This window comes from Halobacteria archaeon AArc-dxtr1 (genome assembly GCA_025517425.1).
Lineage (GTDB): Archaea > Halobacteriota > Halobacteria > Halobacteriales > Natrialbaceae > Halostagnicola.
Genome location: JAOPJY010000001.1, coordinates 1,327,652 through 1,347,116, shown reverse-complemented (window position 1 = coordinate 1,347,116; position 19,465 = coordinate 1,327,652). Strand labels below are relative to the sequence as shown.

At 64.1% G+C, this 19,465-nt stretch carries 15 protein-coding genes and 1 pseudogene; 6 read left to right on the top strand and 10 right to left on the bottom strand.

Annotated features, from left to right (window positions below; genetic code table 11):
• Nucleotides 1–474 precede the first annotated feature (474 nt).
• Genes OB905_06930 through OB905_06920 form a run of 3 tightly spaced genes read right to left on the bottom strand, consistent with a single transcriptional unit; the run spans nucleotide 475 to nucleotide 2,472 of the window.
• Entirely contained in the window at nucleotides 475–1,182 is a 708-nt protein-coding gene (locus OB905_06930; protein ID MCU4925719.1) for an energy-coupling factor transporter transmembrane protein EcfT, read from the bottom strand.
• The gene (locus OB905_06925; protein ID MCU4925718.1) at nucleotides 1,182–1,886 is read right to left on the bottom strand and encodes an energy-coupling factor ABC transporter ATP-binding protein; all 705 of its coding nucleotides are present in this window, start codon (nucleotides 1,884–1,886) and stop codon (nucleotides 1,182–1,184) included. The genes OB905_06930 and OB905_06925 overlap by 1 nt, the downstream gene beginning before the upstream one ends.
• A gap of 4 nt (nucleotides 1,887–1,890) precedes the next feature.
• Entirely contained in the window at nucleotides 1,891–2,472 is a 582-nt protein-coding gene (locus tag OB905_06920; GenBank protein ID MCU4925717.1) for a biotin transporter BioY, read from the bottom strand.
• A gap of 554 nt (nucleotides 2,473–3,026) precedes the next feature.
• Here OB905_06920 and OB905_06915 point away from each other — a divergent pair.
• A complete protein-coding gene (locus tag OB905_06915; GenBank protein ID MCU4925716.1) occupies nucleotides 3,027–7,463 on the top strand; it encodes an MSCRAMM family adhesin SdrC in 4,437 nt (1,478 codons plus the stop codon).
• 21 nt (nucleotides 7,464–7,484) lie between these two features.
• Here the strand turns inward: OB905_06915 and OB905_06910 are convergent, their stop codons facing one another.
• Complete coding sequence (locus OB905_06910; protein MCU4925715.1) at nucleotides 7,485–7,772, bottom strand: hypothetical protein; 288 nt, start codon at nucleotides 7,770–7,772, stop codon at nucleotides 7,485–7,487.
• A gap of 161 nt (nucleotides 7,773–7,933) precedes the next feature.
• On the opposite strand from OB905_06910, the gene OB905_06905 reads away from it, so the two are divergent.
• Nucleotides 7,934–8,077: a hypothetical protein gene (locus OB905_06905; protein MCU4925714.1), complete on the top strand. Its 144-nt coding sequence runs from the start codon at nucleotides 7,934–7,936 to the stop codon at nucleotides 8,075–8,077.
• 2 nt (nucleotides 8,078–8,079) lie between these two features.
• On the opposite strand, the gene OB905_06900 is transcribed toward OB905_06905, so the two are convergent.
• Nucleotides 8,080–8,610: a DUF5799 family protein gene (locus OB905_06900; protein ID MCU4925713.1), complete on the bottom strand. Its 531-nt coding sequence runs from the start codon at nucleotides 8,608–8,610 to the stop codon at nucleotides 8,080–8,082.
• A 66-nt stretch (nucleotides 8,611–8,676) separates the two neighbouring features.
• Entirely contained in the window at nucleotides 8,677–9,402 is a 726-nt protein-coding gene (locus OB905_06895; protein MCU4925712.1) for a metal-dependent hydrolase, read from the bottom strand.
• A 159-nt stretch (nucleotides 9,403–9,561) separates the two neighbouring features.
• Between OB905_06895 and OB905_06890 the strand changes: the two genes are divergently transcribed.
• From OB905_06890 to OB905_06880, 3 genes and pseudogenes are all read left to right on the top strand, one after another.
• Nucleotides 9,562–9,825 (top strand): hypothetical protein, encoded by a 264-nt coding sequence (locus OB905_06890; protein ID MCU4925711.1) that lies wholly within the window; start codon nucleotides 9,562–9,564, stop codon nucleotides 9,823–9,825.
• 70 nt (nucleotides 9,826–9,895) lie between these two features.
• A complete protein-coding gene (locus OB905_06885; protein ID MCU4925710.1) occupies nucleotides 9,896–12,061 on the top strand; it encodes an OB-fold nucleic acid binding domain-containing protein in 2,166 nt (721 codons plus the stop codon).
• A gap of 91 nt (nucleotides 12,062–12,152) precedes the next feature.
• Nucleotides 12,153–12,628: pseudogene (locus tag OB905_06880) on the top strand (SHOCT domain-containing protein).
• Between the two features lie 948 nt (nucleotides 12,629–13,576).
• On the opposite strand, the gene OB905_06875 reads toward OB905_06880, so the two are convergent.
• The gene (locus tag OB905_06875) at nucleotides 13,577–13,990 is read right to left on the bottom strand and encodes an IclR family transcriptional regulator C-terminal domain-containing protein (GenBank protein ID MCU4925709.1); all 414 of its coding nucleotides are present in this window, start codon (nucleotides 13,988–13,990) and stop codon (nucleotides 13,577–13,579) included.
• Entirely contained in the window at nucleotides 13,920–16,223 is a 2,304-nt protein-coding gene (ppsA, locus tag OB905_06870; protein MCU4925708.1) for a phosphoenolpyruvate synthase, read from the bottom strand. The genes OB905_06875 and ppsA overlap by 71 nt, the downstream gene beginning before the upstream one ends.
• A gap of 533 nt (nucleotides 16,224–16,756) precedes the next feature.
• On the opposite strand from ppsA, the gene OB905_06865 reads away from it, so the two are divergent.
• Nucleotides 16,757–18,469, top strand: coding sequence for a tRNA uridine(34) 5-carboxymethylaminomethyl modification radical SAM/GNAT enzyme Elp3 (locus OB905_06865; GenBank protein MCU4925707.1), 1,713 nt, complete (start codon nucleotides 16,757–16,759; stop codon nucleotides 18,467–18,469).
• 61 nt (nucleotides 18,470–18,530) lie between these two features.
• On the opposite strand, the gene OB905_06860 is transcribed toward OB905_06865, so the two are convergent.
• On the bottom strand, nucleotides 18,531–18,668 hold the full coding sequence (locus tag OB905_06860) for a hypothetical protein (GenBank protein ID MCU4925706.1): 138 nt from the start codon (nucleotides 18,666–18,668) through the stop codon (nucleotides 18,531–18,533).
• A gap of 97 nt (nucleotides 18,669–18,765) precedes the next feature.
• Nucleotides 18,766–19,410 (bottom strand): hypothetical protein, encoded by a 645-nt coding sequence (locus OB905_06855; GenBank protein MCU4925705.1) that lies wholly within the window; start codon nucleotides 19,408–19,410, stop codon nucleotides 18,766–18,768.
• Nucleotides 19,411–19,465: the final 55 nt, after the last annotated feature.

Sequence of the window (19,465 nt, the reverse complement as noted above, 5' to 3'; positions counted from 1 at the left end):
TGGGCTCTTCTCTGGGCGTTAATGCGTGTGGGTCGCAGTCACACGACGTGAGGTGGCCGTCGCAGTTAGGACACACCTCTTCCGAACAGCCCACGTGGTGGTACTCGCCACGGTCGACAGCACACTCGGGGCATCGATCGGCCCCTTCGAACGACTCCGGCGGATCTGATTCCTCGCCAAATGCGATCGGATCGACGACATCCGCTGCGGTGGCCTTTCGCTGAATTTCGCCATCGATCTCGCTTCCGAACACTAACTTTCGATCGAGACAACTCCTGACAGCGAACCGGTCGCCATTACAGAACTGGCAATGGCGCATACTCACCGCCTCCACGCTGTCGCTTGGTCGCTGGCGATCGGTCCCGGTACTCGGTCACTCGCCACCCATCCTCTGGCTTGCTCGGGAGCGCCCCTCTCTGGCATCGAACCGTCCGTTCGTTCTCCGTCCCAAATACGGTTTCGGACTGTGAGTGGCTACCAGACGACCGCCGTCGCTGCCAGTACTGCCGCCATCGCTAGCACCGGCACGTCACGTCGCGAGAACGCAAGTCGCGGGAGCGTTGGATTCCACGCGAAACACCGCGCCTGCAGCGCCATCGAGAGCCGATCCGCGCGGTCGAACGTTTTTGCGAGCGCGAGGATCCCGATGTGGCTTGCTCGGTCGACGAACCCCCGTTCGGAGCCCAGACGGACCGCCATCGCTTCTCGGATCCGACTCACGTCCGCCTGGAGGACCGGCAGAAAGCGGAAGACGAGCGCGATTCCCATTCCGAGAACACGTCCGGGCTTTCCGGGTACTGTCAGCTGAATCGCCGCCCGCGAGTCTCGAACGGGCGTCGTCCGGACGTACGCCGCGCTGAACAGCAGGATCAACACGACGCGGTAGCTCGCCAGGGCGGGATCGACCGCGGCTTCGGGCTCGATCCACGGCGAACCCAGCGTCACCACCGAGATCACTGGCGCAGCCGCGAGGATCACGATCGCGACCCGAAACGCGTACAGCGAGCGGAGCAGGGGGACGCCAGCGACGGTCACCACGAGCAGCGTGAACGCGGTCAGCGCGACCAGGGCGGGCGGGCTCGTATGTGCCAGTGCGGTCGCGGTAAAGCCAATTTGGAGCGCCAGCTTCGATCGCGGATCGAGCCGGTGGGCCAGCGTCTCGCCAGGCTCGTAGCGAAGCATCACGGTGGCGGGACACGAACTGGGAGTGACCCGAGCGCCTCGCGAGCGCGGCTGGCCGGTTCGTCGACGACTACCCGACCGTCGTCCATGCCGACGACCCGGTCGGCCATCGCCAGTACGTCACGGAGGTCGTGCGTCGCGATCACCAGTCCCGTCCCGCCCGCCGAGAGCGCTGCCAGCCGATCGTGAACCGACTGTCGGGCTGGTTCGTCGAGCCCGGTAAACGGCTCGTCGAGCAACAGGTGGGCGGGCTCCATCGCCAGCGCACCGGCGATAGCGACTCGGGACTGCTCGCCGCCCGAGAGGGACTCAATGCGATCGTCTTCGCGTCCCGATAGATTGACGGCTGCGAGCGCCGCCTCGACCCGACGATCGATCTCTGCACGCTCGAGGCCGAGATTTTCGGGCCCAAATGCGACGTCGTGGCCGACGGTCGCGGCAACGAACTGATCCTGGGGGTGTTGGAAGACCATCCCGATCTGCGTGCGCGCGGCGACGGGGTTCTCCGAAACGTCGACGCCGTCGACGCGCACCTCTCCGTTATCCGGTGTCAGGAGGCCGTTGCAGTGGCGAAGGAGCGTCGTCTTCCCGCTGCCGTTAGCGCCGGCCAGTACGACGACCTCGCCGTCGTCGATTGACAGCGAGACAGCTTCGAGCGCGGGCTCCTCGTCGAACTCGTAGCTCACGTCCTGGAATTCGATCATCCTCTCACCCCCGCGTTGGGTCGATACGCCCGCTCTCGACGATCGCCAGTGCGGCCAGCATCTTGAGGACGTCACCCGGAAGTAGCGGCAGCGCGACGATGGTAAACGCCTCGACGACCGACGTCTCGGTCACCCAGGCGTACCACGCGAAGCCGCCGACGTAGACGACGACCGTCGCGACGAGCAGCGCCGCGACGATCACGAGCCGCGACACTGTCGCGGGATCGCGCACCGTTCGCCCTCGGTGGACGATAGCACCGACCACGAACGCGCCGACGGGAAACGCCCACAGGAACCCCCCGTGCGGGCCGACGAGGCTCCCCAGCCCTGCACTCCAGCCAGCGAATACCGGTGCGCCGACGGCCCCGGCGGCCAGGTACAACACCATCGAGATCGCCCCCCAGACGGGGCCCAGAAAGAGCCCCGCGAGGAAGACGACGAGCATCTGTAGCGTCCCAGGAACCGCCGAAATCGGTATCACGACACCGGCGGTCGCCCCCATCAACGCCGCGAGCAGCGATGCTCGGGCCAGGGAGCTGACGACCTCGCCGTCGACCGGATCGACCGTCTCGTCTTTCGTCTCCATACGTTATCGCCTCCGTAAACACTTATCAAGACAACGGTTTACGAGGCTGCGGTGGACGAACGCGCCGGCTATCCCAACCATGTATTACTGTCGACGATCGTGTCAGTTTGTCCCGTTTTTCCTCTTCAGTTCGTTCGAGGACGCCGTTCGATCTCGGTGTACCGTGTGACCGCGTCGACTCGGTTCAGTCGCTCACCGGTGACGGTCGTCTCGACGTAATTTCCGATTGTATCGGTCCGGCGGATGGAACGGACGGGACGCTTATGGGCGTCATCGTTCCCCTTCTCCGCAGTGATGGGTCTCGATACTACACGCGCGGACCCCGTCGGGTGGGAACGGGCGACAGACGGCGGTAAACTGGCGACAGACGGCAGCAAGCGGGTGACAGACGGCGGTGTTTCGGTGGCTCACGGAGCCGAGTGGTCTCTAGACACGGTCGACGGATCGACAATGGGTGGCGGTCAGTCGACAGCTTCGGTTGACCGACCGACCGAGGGACGGCCGACGACGGTCGAGACCCGATCGGTGCGATTCGCGTGCCGTCGGTGGTGGCGATGAATCGCACACTCGCGGGCGGAACGGTCATCGTTGCCGTCTTGATGGTGACGAGCGTCTTCGCGCTTCCCTTCCTCGGCGGAATCGGCGGGATGGGTTCGGGCGTCGGTGACAACGGAGCCGAAGCGGAGTCGCCAAACGGTGCCGCGTCGAACCCTGAGGCTGCTGGCACCACCCCGGCCGCTGACGGCGCCACGTTGCTCGCCGCCAACGAGACGGGGCAACCGGTCTTCGATGCCGGTGACGACGACCCGATCGAAATGGGTGCAACCGGTGAGACCGACGACCTCTCCGACGACGCCGCGGACGCGGTCGAATCGGGAGTCGACGAGGGGATCGAACTGGTCCAGTCCCAGGGTGTCGAGGTAACCCAGGAACAGCGTGTTGCAGCTGTTGACGCCGCAACGCAGTCCGTCAGCCAGCACCAGGATGCCGACGTCGAGCAGGTGCAGGCGGCGACGGCTGGTGCGGTCCACGGCTCGCTCCTGCAGGCCCAGGAGGTCGACGTCGAGCAGGTTCAGGAGATCGAAACCGAGCACGTCGAGGCAGCCGTCGGCGGCGCGACCGACGGCGCGCTGGCCCAGCACCAGACGGTCAACGCGAGCCAGATGCAAAGTGCGACCTGGGGGGCGGCCCACGGCGGCCTCGCGCAGTACCAGCACGTCACCGTCGAGCAGATCCAGATCGCCACGCTCGGCGCGGCGGCCGGCGCCGCGAGCGAGGCAGGGGCGAAGGACGTCGAGAAGAAACCGAAGATTCAGGAAGCGGCGCAGGGCTCGGCGTACGGTACGCTCGAGCAGTACCAGAAGATCACGGCAGAGCAACGCCAGCAGGTCACGATCGAGCACGCTCAGCACGCCGCCGCGGGCGCTGCCGCGGGCGCGCTCGCCGGGACGACAGAGCAGGCGATCGAGCAGGATCAGCGGATCACGGTCGAGCAGCGCCAGCAGGTCACGATCAAACAGGTCCAGAAGGCCGCGACCGGTGCGGCCAAAGGCGCGCTCGTCCAGAAGCAGGACGTAAGCGCCGAACAGACGCAGTTCGCGGCCCGCGGCGCCGGCAAGGGGCCGCTGAAACAGCTCCAGACTGGCGACGTCGAGCAGGTCCAGCGGATCTCGATCACGCAGATCCAGGAGGCGTCCTTCGGCGCCGCAACCGGCGCGATCGTCCAGAGCCAGGAGGCGACGGTCGAGCAGATCCAGGCTGCGGCCGACGGCGGTGCACAGGGCGTCATCGTCCAATATCAGGAGGTTGAGGTGACCCAGATCCAGAAGGCCGCGACCGGCGCGGCCACGGGCGCGGTCGACTCGGCGATCCAGTATCAGATCGTCGAAATCGAGCAGATTCAGGCGGCCTCGTTCGGCGCCGGCGAGGGGGCCGTCCTCCAGCGCCAGACCGTAAGCGCCACGCAGGTGCAGTACATCGCCGAGGGCGCCGCCGGCGGCGTGCTCGTCCAGCACCAGGAGGTCTCGGTCGAGCAGATCCAGGTCATCGCCAGCGGTGCGAGCAAGGAACTCCCCCGGGCGATCCAGTACCAGCAGATAAGCGTCACCCAGCTCCAGGCGCTAACCTTCGACACCGCGGCCGACACCGCCGACTACGCGATCGCAGAGGGCGTCGACGATCCGACCGTAATCGTCCAGCAGATCGAGATCGAGATCGTCCAGAAGGTCGAACAAATAGACGAACGCGAGGGCGAAGCCTCGATCTCGCTCGCCGACCAGACCGGCAACGGTACGACAGTCACTGTCGATTCCGTCTCCCTCTCTGAGGGCGGCTTCGTCGCGATCTACGACGGCGTCGCCGCCGACGCCGATCCCGAGGCAGTGATCGGTGCCTCGGGGTACCTCTCTGCCGGCGACCACGAGAACGTGGAGATCGAACTCGACGAGCCCATCGAGGCGAGCGGTCCGATCGTCGCGGTCGTCCACCACGACACCACCGACGACGAGACGTTCCAGTACGCCGAGACCGACGGCGCCGAGGACGATCCGTACGTCACACCCGGCGGCGCTCCGATCCTCGACGGAGCGTTCTACACGGTCGACGAGGAGATCGACGATCCCGAGGCAACCCTCTCCGTTTCGGATCAGGACGGTGACGGAACCGAACTCGTCGTCGACGAGGCGAACGCCTCCGTGGAGTACCGGCTCACAGCCGAGTACGACGACGAGACGGTCGAGAGCGACGCCGTCGACGCCGGCGAGCCGGTCGAGAACGAGTCACTCGCGCTCGATCCGCCGATCGAGGACAACACCACTGTCGACGTGTCCGTCGTTGCCGCGGGAGACGGAGACGTCGCCGACGAGGGGGACGTCCTCGCGAACGAGACGATCGAGTACACCGTCGAGGAGGCGCCACCCGAGGAGCTGTCGGTCGAGTACACGAGCTGCGAGCGCGTCGAAATTTCGGGGACGCTCGAGGAGGGTGACGACCTCTACCCGCGAACGATCTGGTACGACACCATCGGACCCGGCGACGCGTTCTACACCGGCGTGACCGCCGGCGAGGAGGTCGAGGCACCCTTCACCGGGACGGTCGTGATGGAAGTCGGCGAGGAGGAAGACGTCGAGCAAGTCGACGAGGAGACGGTCGTCATCGAAGTCCCCGATGAGGGCAACTTCGGCTCGTTTATCGTTCCGTGGGTCAGTCCCGCTGACGAGCCCGAATCGGCGCTCGCCTCGCCGCCGGATGACCTCGACTGCGGCGCCGAGATCCAGCCCGAGGAGCCGACGCTCACCGTCGAGGACGTCCAGCCCGCCGAAAACGGCACGGCGGCCGACGCAGACGGGGATGAGGGCGACGACCCAGGTACAACTGCCTTCGACGTGACGTTCGGCTACGAGAACCCCAACGACGCACCGATCACGGGCGGCGAGTTCGTCGAGGGAACGACCGCCGACGAACCGCCCGCGGAACTCGCCCCTGGCGAAGACGAGTTCACCGTCGCGTGGACTCCCGACTCCGACGACGAAGTGTTGGCCTGGGAGATCCCAATGGAAGACTTCGCCTACGACGAGCCGGTTCGCGTTGAGACGGAGCCAGCCGGTGCGTACGACGCGCCGCCCGAGGAGCTGTCGGTCGAGTTCCAGAGCTGCGATCGCGCGACGGTCTCCGGAACGTTCGAAGACGGTGATCCCGTATTCGCCAGCACGGGCTTTTACGACACTGCCGGCTACGGTAACACTCTGATCGAGGACGGGGTCGTATTCGGCGACGACGTCGACGCGCCGTTTACCGGAACCGTCGTCTTCGAGGTCGGCGAGACCTCGTCCGTAACCATCGACGAGGGTGAAGACGAGATTCTGGTCGAGATCGCCGACTACGGCACGTTCGGCACCGTTCTCTCGGGGCTGACGACCGAGGAGGAGACCTACCTCACCGCCGGTATCGACCACTCGAACCCGGAGACTGCGGCGTGCTTCGACGAGATTCGGCCCGAGCTGCCGACGCTCTCCTACGAGAACTCCCAGGAGACCGGGGACGCCATCGCAGTCACGTTCAGTTACGAGAATCCAAACGACGCCGCCGTCCCCGGCGGGGAGTTCGACGGCGCGACTGACGACCAGCCGCCCCAGCAGTTAGATTCCGGCGCTGACGAGATCACCGTCGAGTGGACCCCAGAGTCTGACGACGAACAGCTTGAGTGGGTCGTCGACATGAGCGCGTTCAACCACACCGAGACGGCGTCGGCGCAGACGCCGCCGGCCGGCGAGATCGCACCAACTGAGCCCGGCGAGTTCGCCATCGATATCGTCGACCCGATTGACCCTGCCGAGCAAGGTGAGGAGGTGATTCTCGACGTCGACGTCGAGAACGTCGGCGGCGAGGAGGCGACCGAGACGCTCTCGCTTTCAGTCGGTGAGCAGCTCGCCGACGCCGACCTCACCCTCGACGAGGGCGAGCAGCAGACCGTCTCACTCGCCCTCGACACCACGCAACTGGAACCGGGTGAGTACACCGCTTCCGTCACGAGCGCCACGGACGAGGATCAGGCGACGGTCCTGATCGAGGAGCCACTCGAGGACGATCCCGACGAGGCGAACGGGGTAGATGAGGCGGATGGCGAAGCCGAGACTACCGGCGAAGACGAGCCCACCGAAACTGACGAGAACGGAGTCGACGCGAACGGGGCCACAGAGACCGATGACGGAACTGTCGACGATGGAGCCACCGACGACGAAAGTGCCGGTGAGGGAACCGCTGACGACGGTGCAGCCACCGACGGCGGAGACACCGATGCGGCGACTAACGGCGGAGAAACCGATGCGGCGGCTAATGGCGGTGACACCGATGTGGCGACCGATGGCGATGGCGACGCTGTCGAAAACGGTGACGGCGAAAACTCCGACGGCGCTGACGACGATCTGACCGGCAGCGACGATACCGGCGACGTAGCCGCGTCGCTTCCCGGGTCAGTGGTTCCCGCACTGTAGTTCGAGGAAAACGGACGCAGTTCAGTGCTGGTGGCCAGTCGCCTCGCCGTAGGTGACGCCGAAGCGCTCCTCGAACAGCTCCATGATGCGCTCTTCCTGGGCGGCCAGTGTCTCGTCAGCGTCCTCACCGTGGTGGACCATGTGGTGGGCGCGGCTGGCGAACGCGAGCAGCGTCACGTCCCCGACCGTCTCGGCTTCCGACTGTCCCTCCTCGGCGACGAGGTCGATGAGTCCCGTCGGGATGGTGACGTCGGTCTCCTGGTCGTCGGCGCTGATCGAGAGCGTGAGTTCGTCGACTTCCTGGCTCATACTGTGTTCCTTACGGACCGGCCGTATAGCTCCTGCGGCTCCGGTCAGTGATGGGGGGCATTTTGCCGCCGTCGAGGAATGGCTGGTCGCCCGCGGTCACGGTGAGGGAGAGGGGACGGTCGCCCCCGGTGTTTTTGCACGCTGGCGTCGTACCCGTTCGTATGCCACAAGTCGAACTCGACGAGGAGACGATAGCTCGCCTCGACGCGCTGCGCGTCGAGGACGAATCGTACGACGAACTGATCGTCGAGTTGATCAACATCTACGAGGCCAGCGAGCGGACGCTCTTTCACGCCGGCGACTGACCTCAGCCGTCGCCGCCATCGCCAGCCTCCGCATCGCCGGCCTCCGCTCTTCCGCTCCCAGCCGCCGCCTCCCGTACGTCGTCCCACCGACCGTTGGCCTCTAGCTCCGCCTGGAGCGCCTCTGCGTACTCAGCTGTGAGTCGCTCTGCTGCCTCTCGCTCATCCGCGTACTCGTCTCCACTGCCGGATTCATCGCTGCCGTCTCCGCCGAAGCCAAGCGCGCTCCCGATCGCGTCGAGGAGTCCGCCACTCGACGACGATGCGCCCGACTCCGCGTTCCCGGGCGGGCCACCCATCCCACCCATCTGGGTGCGGACGGTTTCGAGCTCCGGCAGGATCCCGTCTAGCTTCCCGGTGTCGGCGACGATCTGTGCTCGCTCTGGATCCTCCGGGTGCTCGACCTGAAACTCCGTTGCGGTCATGACCAGGCTCCACTCCTGGCTCGAGAACCGCGACGACGCGACCTGTGAGGAGAACTCCTGATCGACGCGCATTCGCTCGCTGACGATCAGATCCGTCCAGCTATCGCTCATGTACCGTGTTTCGACTGGCCACGGCATGAGGGTTTCCCCGACGGCGGGCGTCGGTTCCGTGGTCCTTTAGGCCAACTCGAACGGCTCGTCGGCCTCGAGGACGTGAACCTCGGCGTCGCTGCCAGCCTCGGAAACCTTCTCGGCGAACTCCGCGGGGTCCTGTTCGATCGGCGGGAACGTGTCGTAGTGCATCGGGAAGGCGTGGTCGACGTCGAGCCAGTCGACCGCGACGGCGGCCTGCCACGGCCCCATCGTGAAGTGATCGCCGATCGGGACCGCTGCGGCGTCTGGCTCCAGGAACGATCCGATGACGTCGATCATCTCGGTCATCAGTCCCGTGTCGCCAGCGTGGTAGAACGTCGTACTCTCTTCGTCCGAGGCGGGCGAGGGCTCGGCGTCAGAGATGATGAACCCGCCGGGCATCCCGGCGTCGACGTCGTACTCGCTCATGATGCCGTTCGTGTGATCTGCGCGGTGCATCGTAACGTAGGCGTCGCCACACTCGACGGTGCCGCCGATGTTCATCCCCATTCCTCCGACTGCGTCCTCGAAGCCGAACTCCTCCTGGCAGTAGGAGACGAGTTCGGGCGTCGCGACCAGCGTCGCCTCGGAGAACTCCCCGGCGTGGGCGATGTGGTCTGCGTGTCCGTGGGTGAGTAGGACGTAGTCCGGCGTCTCGACGTCGCTCGGATCGAGGTCCGTCTTCGGATTGTCGAAGAAGGGATCGATCAGCAGGTCGGTCTCGCCGACGGTCACTGACCACGTCGAGTGGCCGTGCCAGGTCAGTTGCATACGGGTCGACGTTCTCGCGATGTGTCCTTAAAGTTGGGTGCCAGCGACGATTTCACCGGGTGGTCGCGCCGCCGGCTCAGCCGGTGGCGCGGCTGGTTGTGCGCCACTCCGCCACGTCGAACCCGGGACGACTTTCTACCCGGCCGCGCTATCTCGACCATGCTCGCGCTCACGCTCGAGGACTTCATGGTTGAGTTGAACGAGGGGTCGATCAAGAACGTCGGGCCGACTAACAAGTCGGCGACTGCCAAGCTGTTCGACGTCACTGAGGCCGAAGCGCGCGCGTTCGGCGACAAGCGTGTCAAACTCGTCTTCGAAGACGACGATGGAAACGAGATTCAGATCTCGTTGTTTCCCGAACACGTCGAGAAAATCGTCGATGACGTGGCGAAACTCGAAGACGAGTCGGCGATTTTCGACTGATTGCCACCCACACTGGCTCGCCAGCGCATTCCGACAACCGTTTTAGGCCGAACCTGCTTGCTACACGTAGATGGGTAACTGTATCATCTGCGGCACGTCCGTGGACGGTTTCGTCTGTGGAGTCCACGAGGAGGACGTTGCGTTCGACTTTCGCGGCAACTCCGCCTCGCAGCTCACCCCCGATCGGTACTACCGGGGAACCGTCGACGGCTACGCCGACTTCGGCGTCTTCGTCGATATCGGCGATCACGTCACCGGCCTGTTGCACAGAAGCAAGCTAGACCAGCGACTCGAGAGTCTCGACTGGGAGCCCGGCGACACGGTGTTCGTCCAGGTACTCTCCGTTCGTGACAACGGCAACGTCGACCTCGGCTGGTCGATCCGCCAGCGCGAGCGGGACTTCCGTGGCGACCTCGTCGACACCGGCTCCGAGGACCGACTCCCCGAGGACGAGGAGGAAGCTGAGGCGACCAGCAACGCACCCTCAAGACGGAGCCAGGAGTCCGAGTCGAGCGACGCCGACGAGACCGACTCCGATGCGTCGAGCGACGACGCCTCGTCCGAGACCGTCGCGGCAGATGTAACTGATTCGGACGCAGCCGCTGACGAGTCCGATCAGACTGCCGCGAACGGCGGGAACACAGCCGTTCAGGCTGTCCCCGAGACGACAGACGACACGGTTGAGTCGGCTGACGATGCCGACGACGAACCGGCGCTCAACCGAACGACCGTCGACGCCATCGATTCCCAGGTCGGCACCGTCGTGCGTCTCGAAGGCGAGATCACGAGCGTGAGACAGACCGCCGGCCCGACCGTCTTCGAGCTTCGCGACGAGACCGGGACTGTCGAGGTCGCCGCCTTCGAAGAAGCCGGCGTCCGGGCCTACCCCGACGCCGAAACCGGCAACGAGATCGCCGTCGAAGGCGAGGTCGAGCGCCACTACGGCGACCTCCAGGTCGAGACCGAGACGCTCGAGATCCTCGACGACGAGGACGCTGCGACGGTTCGAGATCGCCTCGAGCAGTCCCTGGAGTCGGCTGCCAAACCCAAAGACGCCTCCCTGCTGGCCGACCACGACGCGGTCGCAGCGGTTTCGGACGATCTCGTCGACGCCGCGACGGCGATTCGCCGCGCAGTCATCGAGACGCGTCCGATCGTTATCCGTCACAGCGCGACCGCAGACGGCTACGTCGCGGGTGCCGCGATCGAACGCGCTGTCCTCCCGCTGGTTCGCGAGAAACACACCCGTGAGGACGCCGCCTACCACTACGTCGAGCGCCGTCCCCTCGACGGACGCGTATACGACATGGACGCCGCGACGAACGACGTCACCTCGATGCTCGAGGCTCGCGACCGCCACGACGAGCAGCTGCCCCTCGTCGTGCTTGTCGACTCGGGCTCGACCGCCGAGTCCGTCGACGGCTACGAACTCCTCTCGCTGTACGGCGCCGACGCGATCGTCGTCGACGACAGTCGCGCCGACGCAGCGATCACCGACACCGTCTCGCTGACCGTCGCGCCATCGCTCGCCGACGTCGACGTCTCGGAGCTGACGACGACCGCGCTGGCCGCGACCCTCGCAGGCCTCGTCGACGCCGACAGTCGCGACGACCTCGTCCACCTGCCTGCGGTGAGCTACTGGGAGGACACCCCCGACGTCTACCGCGAACTCGCAGCTGACGCCGGCTACGACGAGACCGCCCTCGCAGAGCGCCGGGAAGCCGTCGCGCTCGAGGCGTACTACCAGTCGTACAAGGACAAGCGCGAACTCGTCGGCGACCTGCTGTTCGGCGACGAGTCCTCTCCCTCTCGGGACGGCGACCTCGCTGCCCACGTCTCAGAGCAGTTCCGCGACAAGCTCGAGGCCGAACTCGAGACGGCCCGACGAAACGCCGACACCGAGACCGTCGGCGATCTCAGCGCCGTCGTCCTCGATACGGGAGAGTTCACCCACCGCTATGACTTCCCGACGACCGACCTGCTGTTAGACGCGCTCCACCGCGATCAGCGCGACGACGAGCCGTTCGCGACCATCGGCGTCGACACCGATGAACTCCGCGTCCGTGCGACCGAGCCGGTCGATGTGCGCGATCTCGGCGACGCGATCGCCGAGGCCGTCCCCGACGCGGGCGTCCGCGTCGTCGGCGGCCACGACGGCCACGTCGAGTTCCTCTCCGGCGAGCGCGAGGCCGTCCGCGAGGCGGCGCTTGACGCGCTCGGCGAGATTCTCGGGTAGCCACGGACTCCCGGTTCGAGAACTCGATTTCGCCCGCGACCGTCATTTCGCGTGAGAAATACCTTTTGCGTAGCACCGTCGACGAACAGGTATGCGTGAGGATCCAGCCGATCGACTGCGAAATAACGCCACTGAGATTACCTCTTTGGTGGTGACCGGGATCTGGCTCGCACTGCTCTTTCTGCCCACTCCCGGCATGCTCTGGCTCGCGGTCATGCTGTTTGGCTACATCGTCGTCGTTCCGCTCGTCGCGTTGCTGTACGGCGACGAGGCCGACATCGAGGAGTGGTGGGACGAAGACGAGCGGGAGCGACTCGACGTCGGTGGGGATGGGACGGTTGAGAAATCCAAGTCCACGACTCGGGACGCCCTCGAACCCTCCGCGATCGATACGCGGCCGGCGAGTTGACAGACGAGCAGTTCGAGCAAAAACTCGAGCGGCTGCTCGAGACGGAGACGGTAGAGGATGCAGATCGGTGGCGCCAAGAGGCTGAGAACCGGCGCGACCGGCAAGAACGGCGAGATCCGAGTCGCGATCGCGACCCCGAATTCGAGTTCGAGACCTGATCGCCCTCCCCCTGCGGTTCGGCGCACCGCACGCCGCGATCATCCGGGCGTTCGAGCGCTGCCTCGGTGGGCGCTGACTGTGGCGTACCTCCGACGCGTGCCTGTCGAGATCGGTTTGGCTGTCGCCGATCCGAATGGGGATTTTGGGTCCGAGTGGGGATTTTCACCACTAGACATCCGTTGGTTGCGCTGTGACTCCCGACCCCTTTCGAGAGGTATACAGCCGTCAGTCTCGATAAAACCCACAGATACCAATACTACTAAGCGAATATAGTTGTCTGGTCTTTAAGGTCTCCTATAACGGACTGCGTCTGGATGGGCGAATCGCCTCCCAAAGGGGGTAAAAAGCTGGAAATCCGAAGAATTTGCTAACTTCCCAGATGGTGGTGGTGGAACGATGTTACGGTCATCCTGTCTCCTTCGCGTGTAGCCTCTTTTTCGGCTCTTTGGGCGGAGAATCAACGTTTTTCGCAACCGTTCAGCACGAACGGCGGAACTGCCTCCAAGAAATATATCTCGGTTGGTATATTGATGGATATGTTCTATGGCTGCTAAATAGAAGTGTCGAACCGACACTCGCCGGAACGTGATCCCCACCGGCATTCGGGACGCGGTTCCCGTTCGTCGCCACGCTGACAGCAGTCTCAGTCTGTCCGGGAGTGCTGGACGCATCTGATTCACCGCTGGAGTTCGAGATGGCGCCGTGCTCGAAGAGCAGGTTGAAGCCCGACTCTTCGATCGCTTGTCTGGCCGAATGCGACTGACGTGGCACGGAGCACCGCTCGGCCCCCCGGTATCGGTGACGACCCTCCGCCCCAGGGGGAACAGCCCTCTCGTCAGCATCTCCTAAGTGAAGTTGGTGCCATCGAGCGCCGTACTGTCTCTCGATACATTCCATTCATACGAGTGTAATTTCATAGAGAAATTTGCGTCCGGCAGTACCGGACGCTACGCGTGGGCCATGTTGACCTCGATGACGTTCGCCGCACTCAGCACGGCTTTCGGAATCTCCCGTTCGAAGCTCTCGCCCTCGAGGCGGCTCATCGGCCCGGAGACGCTCAGAGCACCGAGAATGTCGCCACTCGAATCGAGAATCGGAGCACCGATACATCGCATGCCTTCTACGCGTTCACCGTTGTCTTTCGCGTACCCTCGCTGCCAGATCGTCTCGAGTTCATCGTAGAGTTGCTCGCGGCTGGTCACCGTGCTCTCGGTCACCTCTGGCGTGCCGTGGTGTTCGAGGATCGCCTCGACGCGACCTTGGGTAGGTGAGCGAGGATCGCTTTTCCGTCTAGCGCACTGACTCCAAGAGGAGCCGCTGCTCGACACGTTTCGTTTCGTTTTGCACCTCGGTGACGGCATCGACGTTTGCCGATATCGAACTAATCCCTTCTTCGACGAGAAACCGGATCATCTCGGGTTTCGATCCGGCCTGCCCACAGATACTCGTCTCGACGTCGTGCTCGCGGCAGGTCGCGATCGCGTCGCCGATCAGTCTCAGGACTGCGGGGTGGAGTTCGTCGAAGCGATCAGCGACGTGTTCGTTGTTCCGGTCGACTGCGAGCGTGTACTGGGTGAGATCGTTCGTCCCGAACGAGACGAAATCGGTGCCGGTCTGGACTACCTCTTTGGTCATCACGGCCGCGGCCGGCGTCTCGATCATCACACCCCACCGGCGCTTCCCGGGATCGATCCCGGCCCGCTCGAGCAGGCGCTTGGCTCCACGAACGTCGTCCGCGTCGTTGACCAGCGGAAACATGATCTCGACGTTATCGTAGCCCATCTCGTAGAGACGACTGAACGCAGCGAGCTGGTGTTCGAACATGTCCGGCCGGTCGAGCGACCGTCGAATACCGCGGTAGCCGAGCATCGGGTTGTGTTCGTGGGGTTCGTCCTCGCCGCCGTCGAGTTGCCGAAACTCGTCCGTGGGTGCATCGAGGGTGCGGACCCGAACCGGTCGGGGGTAGAACGCGTCGGCGACGCGGCTGATCCCCTGACAGAGCTCGGCAACGTAGGCGTCGGCGCCGTGTTGCTCGACGTACCGCTCCGGGGCCTGGTTCAACAGGAGGACCATGTGCTCCATGCGAAGGAGGCCGACGCCGTCGGCACCCGTCGCTGCTGCGCGTTCGGCCGCCTCGGGGATCGAGAGATTCACCAGCACTTTCGTCCCCGTCATTGGCCTGGCCGTAGCCTCCGGGCGATTCGGATCGGCCGTCTCTTCCCGTTCGGATTCTGTCTCCGTCTGCCCCGGCAGTACTGTCCCCTTTCGACCGTCGATCGACACCGGTTGGCCGTCGTCGAGCGTTGCCGTCGCATCGCTCGTCCCGACGACCGCCGGAACGCCGAGCTCGCGGGCCACGATCGCCGCGTGGCTGGTCATCCCACCCTCGTCAGTCACGATCCCTGACGCGCGCTTCATCGCCGGAACCATATCGGGCATCGTCATCTTCGTGACGATGATATCTCCGGTTTCGACCCGATCGAGGTCGTGAAGCTTCCGGATAATCCTGACCGGGCCGCTTGCCGTTCCGGGACTCGACCCCAACCCGTCGACGAGACTGTCCTGGGCCGTCCCGTCGTCGGTCGAGCGTGAATCGGTGCTCGCTTCCCTGTCGCCGTCGCCGTCAGTCGAGTTCGCTTTCCCAACGTCTTCGTCGTCGGTCGTCGTGATCGGTCGGGATTGTAAGAGGTACGTCTCCCCATCGGCGATTGCCCACTCGACGTCCTGGGGACTGTCGTAGTGGTTCTCGATCTGCTCACCGAGAGCGACCAGCGTCTCGATCTCATTATCCGATAAGACCCGGCGGTTGCGTTTTTCGTCCGGAACTGTCCGTTCAACTGTCTCACCACTCGTCTCGTCTTTGACGTGCATGACACGCTTTTCGGCGATGGTCGCGTCGATCTCACCGGACGGTGAGACCGAGTAGTTATCCGGCGAGACGGCCCCGGAGACCACGGCCTCACCGAGCCCCCACGCCGCCTCGATAATCGTCCGTTTCGCTCCGGTCGTCGGGTCGGCCGTAAATAGCACGCCGGATTTCTCCGCTGCGACCATCTCCTGGACGACGACTGCGATGGCGACATCCTCGTGATCGAAGCCGAACTCCTTGCGGTAGTAGAGTGCCCGCTGTGTGAAAAGCGACGCCCAACACGCCCGAACGCGATCGAGCAGGCTCTCTTCTGTGACGTTCAGAAACGTCTCCTGTTGGCCGGCAAACGACGCATCGGGAAGGTCTTCGGCCGTCGCCGACGATCGAACGGCCACGAACGCCTCCCCACCACCGATCTCGTGGTAGGCAGAGCGCAGTGCTGTCCGGATCTCCGCCGGAACTGGCGTCTTGCGAATCAGCTCTTGTGCTCGCTCGGCAGCCGCTGCAAGTTCGGACGGGTCCGTGGTGTCGACGTCGATAGCTGTGTGTAACTCCTCGCTGATCTCTGCGGCCTGGATGAACGACCGGTAGGCGTCAGTAGTCACGACGAACCCAGGCGGAACGGGAAGCGCTGCGGATGTCAGTTCACCGAGCGACGCGCCTTTCCCCCCGACTCGGTTTAGCTCATCTCCACTAACCTCTTCTAGCCAGACGACAGCCATCACGATTATTATAAATATACACATTGGATAATAATGATACCGATTGCTCTCTATGAGGACATGTCTTGGAACCATCTAATTTTCAATAGTTGAAATAGATGTGTTAGAAACGCACATAACTGGGGCGCACCATCTGATCATATTCTGACTTATTTATTGCGTTATCGTAGTGCCAAAATTTGATCTAAACCCGTCTTTGGTTGTTCTATGGTCGGTTAGGCTTTTTCGTGGTCATCGACTATTCCTATCTGGGCCTCAATAATTGTTGTATGGTATTGTGAATAGTAGAAAATAATGGAGGTGAACTATTAATTATGTGCTCTCTAACTAAACTATCTCTGGCAACGGTATCCAATGCTGGTTGGCAGAGGTGTGTTTCCGGCCACTGCGTTCCTCTCCTGTCAACGGGTGGTGGGGGAGTTTCGCTCTCCCCAGCGAACACCGCTGAGATCACGTCGAGAGTCACGATCCTTCCACCACATCCGCGGTTTGCGAGTCCGACACGCTTATTCGCGACGCGCGTCCAAAACGGAGTAGTGAGTACCGAGACGCCCGAACCGACCGAAACCGACGCGTTCGAAGCGGTCTGTGAGACGATAGTCGAGCGAATTCTCGCGGGCGAGATCGAACGCGACGAGGTCGAGAAAGCGAAACTCGAGGCCTGTTCGGAGCACTCGGCGCCGAAGGTGCCCAAGAACTCCGAGCTGCTCGACCACGCCGGCGAAGAGCACCGCGAGGTGTTAGAGCCGGTGCTTCGGCGCAAGCCGGTCCGCACCGCGTCGGGCGTCTCGCCGGTCGCGATCATGACCTCCCCGGAGCGCTGTCCCCACGGGAAGTGTCTCTACTGTCCCGGCGGTCCCGACTCCGAATTTTCGTCCTCGCAGAGCTACACGGGCGAGGAGCCCGCCGCGGCTCGCGGCGTCCAGAACGATTACGATCCCTACGGCCAGGTGACGTTGCGACTGGAGCAGCTTCGAGAGATCGGCCACCCGGTCGACAAGGTCGAACTGATCCTGATGGGCGGGACGATGACCGCCCGATCGCACGACTACCAGGAGTGGTTCGTCAAGCGCGCCCTGGAGGCGATGAACGAGTACGACGTCGACAAAGAGCCCGAACCTGCCGAGGGCGAGAGCTTCGCACAGGATCCCGCGGAGTACGACTGGACGTACGTTGAGGACGTTATCGCCGAAAACGAGACGGCGGATATCCGCAACATCGGGACCACCTTCGAGACGAAACCCGACTGGTGTGATCCCGAGCAGATCGATCGGATGCTCGACCTGGGCGGGACGAAAGTCGAGGTCGGCGTCCAGACGACCTACGAGCGCATCAATCGGGAGATGCACCGCGGCCACGGCACGCAGGACTCGATCGACGCCAACCGGCGGCTGCGCGACGCCGCGTTCAAGGTCGGCTTCCACATGATGCCCGGCCAGCCCGGGATGAGCACAGAAATGTGTCTCGAGGACTTCCGGCGCATCTTCGAGCAAGAGCAGTGGAAACCTGACTACCTCAAAATCTACCCGATGCTGATCGTCCGCGACACCGCCACCTACGACTGGTGGCACAAGGGAGAGTTCGATCCCCTCGAAAACGAGGAAGCCGCCGAGCTAATCGCCGAAATCAAGGACATGATTCCGCGCTATACGCGCCTCCAGCGTGTCCAGCGAGACATTCCCGCGGACTTCATCGACGCCGGCGTCTGGAAGTCGAATCTCCGCCAGCTCGCCCGGAAGCGGATGGACGAACACGGCTGGTCCTGCGAGTGTATCCGCTGTCGCGAGGTCGGCATGAACGACGCCGAACCTGACGAGATAGAGCTTGATGTCATGACCTACGAGGCCTGTGGCGGGACGGAACACTTCATCTCGTTCGAGGACTTCGAGCAGGACCTCCTGATCGGCTTCTGCCGACTCCGGTTCCCCGGCGGTGAGGCCGGCGCAGCCGGGCGATCCTCATCGGACTGGTCCGACGTAGGTCCGGCCAGAGACGAACTCGAAAACGCCGCGCTGGTTCGCGAACTCCACGTCTACGGCTCGGAGGTCGCGATGGGCGATTCGGGATCCGATGCGCAGCACCAACACCAGGGGTACGGGCGTCGACTCATCGGACAAGCCGAAGAGATGGCTGCCGACGCGGGGTACGATAAGCTGAGCGTCATCTCGGGGATCGGTGCCCGTGAGTACTACCGCGAGAAGCTCGGCTACCACCAGGACGGGCCGTACGTGAGCAAGTCCCTTCGCTAAGACGCCCTCGCTGGCGACGACCCCCTGCTGGAGGTCGACACCGGCTTGGTTTTGTCGGCTGCTAGACTACTCTGAACAGATCGCTGAACAGGACCAGCAGAAAACCGGCCAGGATCACCAACCCGAGAAAGGTGAAGGCGATGATCGCGGCTTGCCGCCAGGTCAGCTCACCGCCTTCGAGAAACTCACCCAGTTCCATAGTGTGGATGAAACTACCCCTCGCTTGATAAGCGTTCGCACTATCTTCGCAAGGTGATCTCCCGTCGCCGTCGGCTGTCGCTTCGCCCAATCGCGGCTCAGTCCGCGACTGTCGCCACGAGTTCGAGCACGCCCAGGTACGTCGGCGCGCCGCCCGCCGAGAGCCGGAACTCCTCGGGCGTCGAACCGACGTACTCGTAGAACTCAGACTGGGTTCGCGGATACGTCGTCGTCCCGTCTTCGTGCTGGAGGAACGCGGGCGACTTGGTCGCGTTGAGGCTTCGGGCCTGGCTCTCCCAGTCCGACCGGTCGGGAACGAAGACGCCGAAGGAGAACTGCCCCGCCTGGACGGCCTCGGCCTTCGAGCTGAAGTACTCGGCCTCCTCGGCGTCGAACTCGCCGTCGCTCATCCAGGCGACCGCCGCCACGTCCTCGGAGCGCAGCCGGTAGACGTCCCAGTTGTGGCTCGCGTCGAACGCCGCCCAGGCGTGGCGCGGGCCGACGGTGTCGACCTCGACGCCGAACGCGGGGACGCCCCGCGAGCCGCGGGGTTCGTCGAAGAGCGTGACGTCGTGAGCCGGGACTCTAATCCCACGGTCGTGGTAGACGACGCCGCCGACGTCGATTCCCAGGTCGAGCTCTCCGGCGAGGTCTCGGATCGAGATCCCGCCCGCTTCGGCCAGGCGCTCGAGAAACGACGGGAGGCGGGCGACGTCGTCCCAGCTTGCGGTCTCCGCGCTCATCGCAGCCCTCCGGTACGACGGCGGTTCGCTGGCGCTTCCGGCGCGCGTTGCATGT

Coding starts and splice junctions, on each gene's coding strand:
- OB905_06930 (MCU4925719.1), bottom strand. CDS start 1,182: ATGCTTCGCTACGAGCCTGGCGAGACGCTGGCCCACCGGCTCGATCCG.
- OB905_06925 (MCU4925718.1), bottom strand. CDS start 1,886: ATGATCGAATTCCAGGACGTGAGCTACGAGTTCGACGAGGAGCCCGCG.
- OB905_06920 (MCU4925717.1), bottom strand. CDS start 2,472: ATGGAGACGAAAGACGAGACGGTCGATCCGGTCGACGGCGAGGTCGTC.
- OB905_06915 (MCU4925716.1), top strand. CDS start 3,027: ATGAATCGCACACTCGCGGGCGGAACGGTCATCGTTGCCGTCTTGATG.
- OB905_06910 (MCU4925715.1), bottom strand. CDS start 7,772: ATGAGCCAGGAAGTCGACGAACTCACGCTCTCGATCAGCGCCGACGAC.
- OB905_06905 (MCU4925714.1), top strand. CDS start 7,934: ATGCCACAAGTCGAACTCGACGAGGAGACGATAGCTCGCCTCGACGCG.
- OB905_06900 (MCU4925713.1), bottom strand. CDS start 8,610: ATGAGCGATAGCTGGACGGATCTGATCGTCAGCGAGCGAATGCGCGTC.
- OB905_06895 (MCU4925712.1), bottom strand. CDS start 9,402: ATGCAACTGACCTGGCACGGCCACTCGACGTGGTCAGTGACCGTCGGC.
- OB905_06890 (MCU4925711.1), top strand. CDS start 9,562: ATGCTCGCGCTCACGCTCGAGGACTTCATGGTTGAGTTGAACGAGGGG.
- OB905_06885 (MCU4925710.1), top strand. CDS start 9,896: ATGGGTAACTGTATCATCTGCGGCACGTCCGTGGACGGTTTCGTCTGT.
- OB905_06875 (MCU4925709.1), bottom strand. CDS start 13,990: ATGCCGTCACCGAGGTGCAAAACGAAACGAAACGTGTCGAGCAGCGGC.
- OB905_06860 (MCU4925706.1), bottom strand. CDS start 18,668: ATGGAACTGGGTGAGTTTCTCGAAGGCGGTGAGCTGACCTGGCGGCAA.
- OB905_06855 (MCU4925705.1), bottom strand. CDS start 19,410: ATGAGCGCGGAGACCGCAAGCTGGGACGACGTCGCCCGCCTCCCGTCG.